The 12,865-nt window shown below is 45.8% G+C and carries 1 protein-coding gene; it reads right to left on the bottom strand.

The annotated features are described in order from the left end of the window. Positions 1–57: 57 nt before the first annotated feature. The gene (gene pksM / locus MKX38_RS09115; protein WP_339189227.1) at positions 58–12,852 is read right to left on the bottom strand and encodes a polyketide synthase PksM; all 12,795 of its coding nucleotides are present in this window, start codon (positions 12,850–12,852) and stop codon (positions 58–60) included. Positions 12,853–12,865 lie beyond the last annotated feature (13 nt).

Raw genomic sequence — 12,865 nt, 5'->3', positions numbered from 1 at the left:
TGTTCTTCCACCTCAGAAATGGTTAATTCTCCTGATCTGAAGGCATCGAGAATTTCTTTATGATTCATACGATTTACTCCCTTCTATGATGTTTTGCACACTCTTAAAATCCAATTTCCCTAGCGCCACCTCTTGCATTAATCCGATGATTTGCTCGTCTGTATACGTGTCCTTTATTTGATGTGCTGCTGCGCTATGATTTTGTTTTTCCGCTTTTAAGGCCAAATGGTCAGATAGAGCTTGGACTGTCTGACATTCAAGGATTTCCCGACCGGCCATCTTCAGCTGCGTGGTTTTTTCGATATGCCGCATCAATTTCCGGCCAAGAATTGAATCCATCCCATAATCCAAAAAGTTTCTTTTGAAATTGATTCGATCCTCAGATATGCCCAATTCTCGTGCTAAAAATTGAACAATGATCTTTTGAATATGGGTTTTGCCATTCGGCTCGTCAATCTCTGTTTTCATATCTTGTGAATGCTGTTTAACGGCCACTGATTGCTGGGTGCCTGACGAAACCCAATACCGCTCCCTTGCAAATGGATAACCAGGTAAAGAAACCATTCGAACGTGATCGCCATCATGAAGGAGTTCCCAAGGAATCTGATATCCTTTCACCCAGCATTCCGCGATGTTTTCCAAATTTCTTTCCTTTGCGAGAGCCTGCAGAACTGCTTCATCTTGTTCTTCTAATATCCCTTCTGTATATCCTGTATAAAGGGATCTCTGTTGGCCTGATACCCCACCATTCTTCATTGCTTCCACATATTCCTTCAATTTTCGCACCAATTGCTTCTGATTGTTTGCAACGATCGCGAGCCTTGCTTCCATGGCTTTTCTCCCAACCTGAAGCGTATATGCCATATCAGGTAAAGAAAGGTTATGATTCTGCTCCAGATACGCAATCATGCGGCAGGCAGCATCCTGAAGCCGATCGTCATTTTGGGCTGAAAGCATGATTACCTGCGGTGACCCTTGATGCCGCTGTGTGGACGGCTGATCTTCCGGAATGTATTCTTCAATGACTGCATGTGCATTGGTGCCGCTGATTCCAGTCGTGCTGATCGTTCCCATCCTCGGCTTCTGATTTTTCCTGATCCACGAACGGTTTTCTTTGCAAAGCACAAATGGGCTTTCTTTAAACGGAATATACGGGTTTTCCGATTCACAGTGATGAGTGGCCGGAATGATCTGGTTTTTCATAGCCATCAGCATACTGATTAAAGCAACCGTTCCTGACGCTGCAAATGTATGTCCGATTAAAGGTTTAATTGAGCTGATCATACAGAATTGCTTCTGCTTCGTATATTTGCTGAACACGCTCGTTAACGCTTGGACCTCAAGCGGATCACCAAGATTCGAGCCGGTACTGTGCGCCATCACATATTGAATATCGAGCGGATTGATTTCATTTTTTTCATAAATGTTTTCGATCAATTCTGCCTGGCTAAAAGGATTTGGCGCAGTAATGCCGTTGGTTTTGCCATCGTAATTCACGCCGCTGGCTTTGATGCAGCCATAAATATGATCTTTATCTTCAATTGCCTTTGATAATGGTTTCAAGAGAACAGCAGCCACCGCTTCACCTGGCACAAGACCATTGGCATCCTGGTCAAACACTTTGCATTGTCCGTTCGGAGACAGCATTTCGGCCCTTGTCAGCGCCTCAAAAGACATGTGAGAAATATTCAAGCTGACGCCGCCGGCTAAAGCCATTTCACAATCCCCCTGACGCAGAGCTGAACATGCCTGGTGAATCGCCACCAGTCCAGATGAACATGCTGCTGTCAAAGCCATATTAGGCCCTTTTAAATCCAATGTGTATGCGATTCTCGCAGACAATGTGGCGTTTTGTGTTCCGTTAATGTAATCCGTATCTCCGGTTAGATGCGCATATTCCCCTTCTTCCACACCTACATAAACACCGCAGGATTTTCCTTTTATCCGATCTCCCATATAGCCGGCGTCTTCAAACGTGTGCCATGCTTCCTCTAGAAAAATGCGCTGGCGCGGATCCATGCTTTCGGCTTCTTTAGGCGATATTTGAAAAAACAGCGGATCAAACCGGTCTATGTCCTTCAAAAATGCACCCCACCTTGGCACTGCTTTTTCTGGATCTCTGTTAGCTCTCCCCCAGTCCCGGCGTTCGCCCGGAATGTCAGAGATACACGATTTACCGTTTTTCAGATTATCCCACAGCTCATGGACCGAATCAGCTTGAGGGAACCTGCCGCTCATGCCGATAATGGCAATAGGCTCATCGTGAACCTGCCGAATGCTTTGTTTACTGGTTTCCGGTTCTGGAGCTACAGGAATTACTGCATAAGCTTCAGGGGGCTTTTGCGCCTCTGATGCATCATCCCGGTAAAATGCTTCAATCAGCTCTTTATGATCGGTTAAGAAAAAGCTGATCAATTCTTGTAAAGTTGAATAGCCGAAAAATAAAGCCGGTGTCACTTCGATGTTGAAATGCTTTGATAACACGTTCGAGAATTTAGCCAAATAGATCGAATCAAATCCGAAGTCGGCCCAATTTTTGTTCAAATTCAGCTTGTCCTTTGAAATCTTAAGCAATGTGTGAATATGCTCTTTCAAGTCGTGTTCTAAACGCTTTTCAATGCTTAGTGTTTTTACCTCATCCTTGTTTTCTTGTGCTAGAGGGGCTTGAGTGGCCGGTTCTGGAATAGCTGGTTCAGTCATTCCTAAAAATCTGCTGACACGGCTGGGCTGACCGGCTATCACGAGATGCTGAGCATCCTGCTGAGCTAGGATGTGCTCAAACATACGGATACCTTCCTCGGCTTCTAGGAAGCGTTGGCCGCTTGATTTCAGGTACATATCCGTTGTTTCCTCATCACCGATCTTCATTCCGCCATCCTTCCACACAGGCCAGTTGATGACAAACGTTTTACCGTTATGCAGCTCATTTCTGTATTGTGCGTAAGCCATCTGAAACCTATTGCCAATCGCATAATCACAACATCCAAAATCCCCTAAAACCGCAGAAGAAGAAGAAAAATAACACATAAAATCAAGGTCTTCATTTTTAAGCCATTCATCAAGCGCTATCGTGCCGTTGATTTTCGGTTCAATGATGCGCTGGAAGCTTTCGATCTTTTTGTCAAAAATAGCAGAGTCGCTCTCGATTCCGGCTGCATGAATAACACCGTTGATGGCACCGAATCGGTCTTTCCCTCTTTTTACGCAGTCTCCCATTGCGATAGGATCAGACACATCTGCTTCTGCATACATCGCTTCGCCGCCTAGATCCTTTAATTCTTTTATTTGCTTTTGCTTCTCATCATTAAAAGGCGACCTCCCTGTCAAAATCAGGTTTGCGGCATAGTTTTTGGCCAAATGCTTGGCAAATAAATAACCAAGCCCTCCTACACCGCCTGTAATCAGGTAAGTACCGCCAGACTTCAATTTGCTGTTGTCCGGTTGTATCGTTGTCTGTTCAATGTGATTTACATATCGTTTCAGATTCTGATACAAAACCGTTTGTTCAGTTGAAGCCTGTAATTCTGCCCAGACTTTACGTGTCCAATCATCCATCGATCCTTGTTCCGCGGGCTGAAAGATTCCAGTCACTTTTGTGTGCGGAAGGACAAGCCCGAGTGAACGTTCGAAGCCAATCCATGATTCCAGATAACTTCGGTCAAGACTATCTTCAAAACATCCTGCCAGCAGCAGCCGTGAAGGATGAAGCTTTGCTGCGGACATACCTTGTAATAGGTAAACAATACAGGAATGGTCCTTTATACAGCGCTTGTCTTCCATAGGCCACATATAGAGGATTGCATCTGGCTCTCCAAGTTCTTCTTTAATGCTCTGGAAGGCCTTTTCAAAAGTAACGGGTTCTTGCCGCACAATCTGGTAGCTATATTCAGACTGTTTGCTGTACACTTCGCCCTGTGATATAAAAATGACCTTAGTGTCTTGATCAACGTTTTTCAAGGCTGAAGCAAATGCGTTTTGCTTTTCTCTTTCAGTCAGAAAACAGATGAGCGTTTTGATACGTTTCGATGTGAGAGTCGCCGGCTCTTCTTTCCACACTTCTTGAAAAGTCATAACCTTGAAAGGTTCTTCTGTTTGCTGATCATGATCCTGTTCTATAGACGCCGGAGCCTTTGCCGCGCCTGGTGCCCAGTAACGTTCTTTTGCAAATGGATATGCCGGAAGACTGATCCGGACAGGCGTTTGGGTGCCGTACAGCATGCCCCAGTCGAAAGACAAGCCTTTCACCCAAAGGTCCAGCAGTTTCGTGTATTTCCCTTTGCTCATCCATGCTTCTATGATTTTTTCCGTATCCTCATCCGCTGATAAGACTGCTAACGCTTTTTTGTTATCATCGATGCGATCCAGATACAGGCTGTCTGCTTTGTTTTCGATAAAATCGTTCAGCTTTCTCTCAAGATCCTCTAGTGATTCTGCTATAAAGGCCATCCGTTCCTCCATTGCTTCACGGCCTGTTTGCAAGGTATAGGCAATCCTGATCAGGTCTGTTTCGCGGTACCTTTTTTGTTTGATGGCTGTAAGCAGCTGTTCCGCTTTTTCTTGCAAGCGTTCCATGTTTTTGGCCGACAGCACAATCAGCGTTGGAGGATGGTCTTTCGGCGTTTGCGCCCCCGTTCTTGGAATATATTCTTCCAGGATGATATGGGCATTGGACCCTCCGGCGCCAAAACTGCTCAAGCCAGCGCGCCTAGGCACCTCTTGCCCGCCAATCACCGGGCGTTTCCATTCACCAAGTTGCTGCTGAACGACAAATGGCGTATGGCTGAACTCGATGTTCGGATTCAACCGCTGAGCATGCAATGACGGTGCAATTTGGCCATATTTAAACTGAAAAAGTATTTTTGTCAGCCCTGCAATTCCGGCTGCACTTTCACAATGGCCGATATTTGATTTGCTGGAGCCGATCGCACAAAACTGTTTCTCCTGCGTATCTTTCTCAAATGCTTTTGTTAACCCCGCTATCTCAATCGGATCTCCTAATGCAGTGCCTGTTCCATGCGCCTCTAAATAACTGATGGTTCGGGCAGGAATGTCGGCGCGCTCCATTGCTTCTTTAATTACCTGTGCCTGTGCATGAGGATTTGGAACCGTGTATCCATTTGTTTTTCCTCCGCTATTAATGGCACTTGCCTTTATCACACCGTAAATATGGTCACCGTCCGCTATTGCTTGCTGCAGCGGCTTTAACACAATGGCGCCTACGCCTTCACCGTCGACAAATCCATCTGCATCATCGCCGAATGATTTACATGTATCACTAGCAGAGAGCATATTCATGACAGATAAATTCTGATAGTGAACCGGGTCGACAACTAAATTGACACCGCCGGCAATGGCACAATCACTCGATCCGCTATAAATGCTTTCCAGCGCTAAATGAATCGCTGTCAGGGAGGATGAGCAGGCTGTATCGACTGCAAGACTCGGGCCTTGGAAATTCAGTAAATAGGATATTCTGTTGGCGATAGACCAATAGCCGTAGCCGGTCGGATAATTTTTGTTCATGACTCCGGCAAAGACGCCGATTTTTCTGCTTGAACAGAGCGAGTCAGGCGTGTATCCCGCGTCTTCAATACTTGCATAAGCGGTTTGCAGAAATAATCGCTCCTGAGGGTCCATTCTTTCTGCCTCAAGCGGAGAAATCTGAAAGAATAATGGGTCAAACTTGTCCATATCCTTGATAAATCCGCCCCATTTCGTATAAATTGATCCTTCTTTTCCTTTTTCTTTATCGTAATAAGCTTTCCAATCCCAGCGATCTTTCGGAATTTCCTCAATACAATTTCTTCCTTCTTTTAGGTTGTTCCAAAAGTCTTCTGCTGTTTCCGCCTGAGGATAGCGTCCAGAAATGCCGATAATGGCAACGTCACGACTTGCAAGAGTGTTTGTCGGTGTTTCTTTCTCCCCGCTGAAGCCAAGCTTGCGATAGCGCCGTGTTCTTTTAGCGGCCTGATCAGGTTTCTGTGAGGATTGGGTTCTGCTTTCGGCCGGTGTCTGTTGTTGAACTTGACGGTCAAGACCTGTTAATTTCATCAGCGCTTCTGTTTTTGTTTTGATGAAATGATCAACTAATGCGTCAATGGTCTGGTACTCGAAAAATAAAGTGCTGCTTACATGGTCAAATTCTTTACGCAATGTATTTGTCAGCTGGACAACGACGATAGAATCAATCCCGTACTTTTCAAGCGGTTCAGCTGACTCAATTTTGCTTGCAGGAATTTTCAACGTTTCCCCGATTAGTTTTTTCATATATTCTGTGCTTTTTTCTCTTAGGAGAGCATGTTTTGATTGTCCAGCTTCCTCTGAATCTATGGTATGAATGTAGGCTGGCTCCTGATTAGATGCTTGTAAAACAACCTTCTCCGGCAAGATCACATTTTTCATCATACGTCGAACCAGCCCGTTGCTTGAGGCTGCGACGATTTGGTGACTCAGATCATGTGCCGCCTCGGCCGGGAAAAAGACAGATTCAAAGCCTTCGCTTTCAAGTGCCGCTTTCCAGCTGTCAGGATGTAAGCCTGGACAGCCGGGAATCCGCACTGCAGGATCTTCATACAGCCACCAGCCTTCCAAAAGACCAAAGGTGATGTGAGGGAACAGGCTGTTTCCCGCCATTTCATTCAGCAGCAGCATTCCGTTGTTTTTCATTACCGCTTTTGTATGCCGCAGTGTTTGACGGATATTTTTTGTTGCGTGAAGGACATTAGCGGCAATGACGACATCATAGCCTCCCGCTTCAAATTCCTGCTGATCAATCGGTTTTTCCACATCAAAAAGCTGATATGTCAGGTACGGATTTTCCGCCCCATATTCCTTTTCTGCATGCAGCAAAAATGCTTTAGACAGATCTGTATAGCAATATTCATTGATGTGCTTTTGATATGGTTTCAGTTTTTCAAAGATTCCGGCACTCGTGCCGCCTGTGCCTGCGCCTATTTCCATAATGCGAATCGATGCCTCAGGGTCGTGCTTCAGACGTTCATCCAGATAAGCTAATAATGTATCGGCAAGCACTTTATTAAAATAGTCTGCCACTTGGTTATGCTTATAAATGCCTTCCACAAGTTCCATCGAGGAATGCGGGAACATGATATCTGTTGCAGGGACTTTCCCTGTCAAAATATCCGGTAATGCTTTCAGCATGGCCTCTGCTAATACAACCATCGCCTTTGTCTCGCTGTCTTTAAGCCACTTTTCTTTTTTCGCGTTCCATTCTAGCCAAAGCAGCTCGATATCCTCTGCTTGGTCCTTCCTCACCAATGAATCTCCAACTTTCTTAAGATAGCCATGCTGCAAGAGAAATTCGCTGCTTTGCCGAATCCATTTTCCATAAAATTCACGAGTCTTATATTGTTGAAGACGTTCAACCGATAATGTATAACCATCAAACAGCCCGGCTGTTTGCAGCTGTCCTAACAACAGCCTGTAAAGAAGATCATCAAGCTCTTCATGTGTCACTCTTTGAAATCGTCCCGTAGTCGGCAGACGCTCCATCAGGCTCTCTGCATCTGCTGAAGGTTGCTCTGGATAAAGAGTGATGAATTCATTCTGATTCACGCCTTCGACTGCTACAGGCTTTGTCGTATGAATGAAAGCTGTTTGGCTGACTGGCCCAGAAAGCAGTGCTTCCAGCGCCTTCATAGCCTCCGCAGGCTCAATTAAACCTAAGCCGATTTGATTCATGAGTTGTACATAATGTTCATCCTCAGCCGCTTCACTATTCCCCCAATATCCCCAGTTCATGACTTTTACAGGGCATGCCCAGCTCTGAGAAAGCCGGTGAGCAAAAGCATCTGCAAATGTACAGCCAGAGGCATAATGGCTTTGCTTCACATTTTTGATATGGGCTACAAGCGAAGAGAAGAATAAAACAAAATCTACATTCTCCTGGCGGAACACTTGGGCCATCCGAATACTGACATCGATCTTCGCCGCCAGTCCAGCGGTGAATTCTTCCGGCTTCATTTTTTCCAGGCTTTGCTCAAATAAAACCATCGCAGAGTGAACAATCCCGTGAATATGAGGATGGCGTTTTTTCACTTGATCATAAGCCTGCTGCAATGAATGCTTATCGGCTGCATCGGCTGCAATGTAGAAAGGCTCAGGGCCAAGCGCCGAAAGTCGGTCTATTTTTGACTGGATGGCAGCATTAAGTTGACTTCGCCCAATCCAAACGATTTGCGCTTGGTAGCGGCGGATCATGTACTCACTCCACGCCTCTCCGATATACCCGGCTCCTCCGATGACCACATAGACTCCGCCTTTCCTATACAGCGTGTCGCCTGACAGTGAGTGCCGATATGGGATCAATTGCTGCTGATGCCATTGCTGATTACGATAGGCCCAAGCATGGCCAAGGCGGTCAGCTGGGAGCGAAAACATGTGATTTACCGGCCATGTGCAGCCTTTTTCAAGATCGAGAAGACGGATTTTCCAGTGTGGATATTCCTTTGCCATTGTGCCGGCAAGCCCATGAATGCTTGCATGAGCGGGTTGTACTGCTTCATGTTGCGTAACCGGCTGCGCTTGGACGGTCACAAGAGACCATTCAAGTTGTTTCTCGCCATAGCCTAATTGCAGGCATGCTTTCACAAGCTTAAATAAGTGAAGAACAGCTTCTCCTTGTCTATCACTATTCTCCAGGTCTGACGGGGCAATCCACAAGACATGGTCAATGCTTCCGTACGCTTGCAGTTTGTCCGCTATTCCCTCAATGTCATCTGCAGGCCGGATATCGATAAAGGATACTTGCGGATAATGATGCTTTATTAATGCCCGATCAGCTTCAGCAGCACCGCATAAAACAACTCGTGTACCAGCAAACGAAGCATTATCCTCCGTATCTGAAGAGACTGGTTCCCAGACAGGGATCATCATCGTATGCCCGGTCAGCTGAGAATCAGTTAATAGTTGCGGCTTTGAATGCTGCTCTCCATCAAGTGCCCGCATCGAGGCACCCTTCATTCGCACACAAACATGTCCGTTCTCATCACATAAATCAATATCATACTTTCTGACTTTGTCCTCCGCTTTACTGTCTGAACTGTATCGAATATAAGACCATATCTTCTCTGGACATGGGCTGAAAATATCAACCTCCTGTAACGCAAATGGAAGAGACAGCGTCTGAGCTTGTCCAGCGGCATTGACTGAGCTAACGATAAAACCGACTGTGGCATGGAACGCGGAATCCATCAAACTCGGGTGGAGCGCAAAATGCTGCTTGTCGTTTTTTAGAAAAGCGGGTAACGAGATTTTTGCAAGCAATTGATCTTTGCCGACATAGACTTTTTCAATCCCTTGATAGCCCTCTCCATAGTCAAGCCCAATCTTTCGAAACGCTGCATAGCATTGTTCTGACGTCACTGTGTCCAGGCTGCATTCTGTCTGTATTGATGAAAGGTTTAAAATGGAAGTGTTCGCTTCATCTGAAATGACAGCGCGGCCTTGGCAGTGTATCGTCAGGGCTTCTTCTTTATGTTCAGAGCTGCTATAAATGTCAAAGGAAATGTCCCCGTTATCCTCAGGAAAAAGGCCAATATGTATTTCTTTTGGTTCACTTTCTATCGTGATAGGACGCACCCACACAATGTCTTTAAGCGACACCACTCTTTGTTCGCCGTCCAGATCGCCTGCAGCTTTTTCCGCTGCTTCCCTTGCCATTTCTAAATAGGCAACGCCCGGCAAAATCTTCTGTCCCTGTACAACATGATCTGACAGGAAAAATTCCGTGCCTGTAAATACAGAGCTAAAGCGCTGCTCAGTAAAGTCTGATGTATTGCGGTGCACCAGCGGATGTAAGATATGATTCACAGTGCTGGTTTTCATTTCAGGAACCGGGATCCAGTAGCGCTCCCTTGCAAACGGATAGGTCGGAACACTGATTTTAAGCGGCTTGCGATCGCCGTATAGGTCGTCCCAGGTGACCCGCTGTCCTTGAACCCATGCTTTCGCCATTTCCATCATTTCACTGTCTGTTGTCAAATTGTTATTCAGCGCATTTACCGATGCTAGCCCAGCCGCCTCCTGATTCTCCTTGGCTTGTCCGGTCCAGCAGCCCTCGATCTCTTCTTCTCCATTGGCAAACGCCCGAAGTTTAGCCGTTAAATCTTTTATGTCTTTTACAATGAAGGCCGCACGCTCCTCCATTTCAACCCGTCCTGCCTGCATGGTATAAGCTAACGCTAAAAGATTGACGTCCTCGCTAAGAAAATCAAGAAGTTTAAGAGCGTAAGCCTGCAGACGATCTTTGTTTCTCGCAGACAAAGGTATCACTATTTCTTCATTTTTCGTTAAAATCGTCTCTGAATGGCTCTCTGCCGGAATATATTCTTCCAAAATAAGATGCGCATTTGATCCTGAAGCGCCAAACGAACTTAAACCGGCACGGCGGGGATATGTGACGTCCACCCCGTTTTCTGTAAAAGATGGCTGCTCCCATTCCTTTGTTTCATGCTGGACAAAAAATGGGGTTTGATCAAGCTTCAAATAAGGATTCAGCTCTTCTGAATGTAATGACGGCACCAAGGTTTTATGATGCAGCTGCAGGACAGTCTTCGTTAAGCCGCTAATGCCGGCTGCAGCTTCAGCATGGCCAATATTTGATTTCACAGAACCGATTGAACAGAATTGCTTGTCCTGCGTATTGCGGCTGAAAGCTTTTACTAACCCCTGTACTTCAATCGGATCTCCCAATGAGGTGCCAGTGCCATGGGCTTCAACATAGCTGATGGTGCGCGGATCAATTCCTGTTTTTTCTAGACATGCTTCGATTACATCAGCTTGAGCTACCGGGCTCGGTACTGTAATTCCGCTTACTTTTCCTACATGATTTATCGCACTGCCTTTGATGACAGCATAGATTCGGTCACCGTCCTGTTCAGCTTTTCGCAGCGGTTTTAGCAATACTGTGCCGACACCTTCTCCAGATACGTAGCCATCCCCGCCTTTGCCGAAAGTATGGCAATAGCCGTCACTTGAGTGCATCCCTACACTGCCATAGCTGATATATTTAGCCGGATGCAGTGACAAATTGACGCCTCCGGCAAGCGCGGCCTCGCATTCTCCATTCCGGATGCTCTCTATTGCCAGATGAACCGCAGTTAATGAGGAAGAGCAGACCGTGTCCACCGCCATGCTTGGGCCGTGGAAATTACAATAGTAAGAGACCCTGTTGGCGATTTGCGCATAATTCAGCGATAAAGGAAATGGATTGTGTTCTGATAGAGCTTCAGCCCCTATAAGGGAATAGTCCTTATGCATTACGCCGGCAAACACACCGACATGCTGTCTTTTATTTTCTCCCTGCGGTGCAGCAATTGTCTCTGGTGTATAACCCGCATCTTCAATAGCTTCCCAGCATGTCTCTAAAAATAACCGTTCCTGAGGGTCCATCATTTCCGCTTCACGCGGAGAGATTCTGAAAAATTGAGGATCAAAGCAATCAGCCTCCTCGATAAACCCGCCCCATTTCGAGAGTGGCTTGCCTGCAGGTGAATCCAGTCCATTGTTTTCTTTCCATTCCCAGCGTGAGTTTGGAATCTCTGTGATGCAGTCGGTACCCGCTTTAAGATGTTCCCAAAATTCCTGTATGTTTTTTGCCTTAGGATAGCGTCCCGCCATTCCGATAATGGCAATGTCCTCACCGATCTCTGGTGAAGAGGTAACACCATCAGGAGAATCCTTCATTGGTGAAGGAGATTGGCGGACAGCATCGTCCGCCTCTCCAATTGAATATTGATCAGCAAGATGAGCAGCTAGTTCTGCAATTGTTGTAAATTCAAACAGCAGTGTCGGAGCAAGATCCGCTCCAACCTTATCTCCAATTTCCTGAACCACGGTAAGCAATGACGGAGAATCCAAGCCTAGCTCATAGTACCCAGCGTGGATATCCATTTGTTCTGCCGGCCTTTCAAGCTGCTTAGCAAGCAGCTGACGCAAATACATTTCAAATGCGGGATAGTCCCGACTGATGTTCTGAGAGACAGCAGCTCTTTTTTCTTGAATTTCTTTTGGAGAATGAAAGGCTGACATATTCCGTACAGACTTGCCTGCAAATTGTTTCAGCTCGGCCACTTTTTGTCCTGATGAATTAAAATATTCAATCGTCATATAAGTGAGTTCTTTCTTTTGGCGCACAGATGAGGAGAGGATCCGTGCTGTACATCCTTTTTGCAATCGTTCTGAAGCAGAAAACGATTCATAATACAATGGCAGGTACATCGTTTGATCTGAGATCAGGCAGCTTGAACCTATGCCGCTGCCGTCAATAAGCGTCGGATGAAACAGAAAAGCTTCAGAATGGCGCAGGGCTTCCTGTCCAACTGCTAAATCAATTAAAGCACCCTCTTTGGTTTCATAAATCCGCCCTTTTGCCTTCATCATGCCGGTATGGACTAACTCCTGAGAACGGCATTGTTCATAGATTTCATCTAAATTCAGAATCCTGTCAGCTGTACTTTTCCACTGATTAAGGTCTATTGATTCGGCAAAAGCGGTTTGCTCATTACGATGCATGTCAGCAGTCACATATTGTCTCTTGTCAGATAGTGATTCTCCATGCTGTTTTTGTCCGTCGATGATGATGGACCATGTCCCTTCCTTTCTTTCAGACACGTGAATGGTCAGGGCAATGTCATATGACTCATCTGCGATCAAAGGGTAAAAAATGGTCAGGTTTTTTAATTCAAGCTCTTGGTATGCATAACCATGTTCCTGGAATACTTGGTAGATTAAATCTATATAAGCAAGGCCGGGTAATAACGCTTGTCCATATACCTTGTGGTTGGACATGATTGGATTATTTAATGAAATGTGCAGTTGTTCAGTTATCATTTTCCCACTCCTC

Source organism: Bacillus sp. FSL M8-0025, from assembly GCF_037975475.1.
In the GTDB taxonomy this organism is placed as follows: domain Bacteria; phylum Bacillota; class Bacilli; order Bacillales; family Bacillaceae; genus Bacillus; species Bacillus subtilis.
Note: the sequence above shows the minus strand (reverse complement) of the source record. Positions and strands in the feature narration are given on the sequence as shown.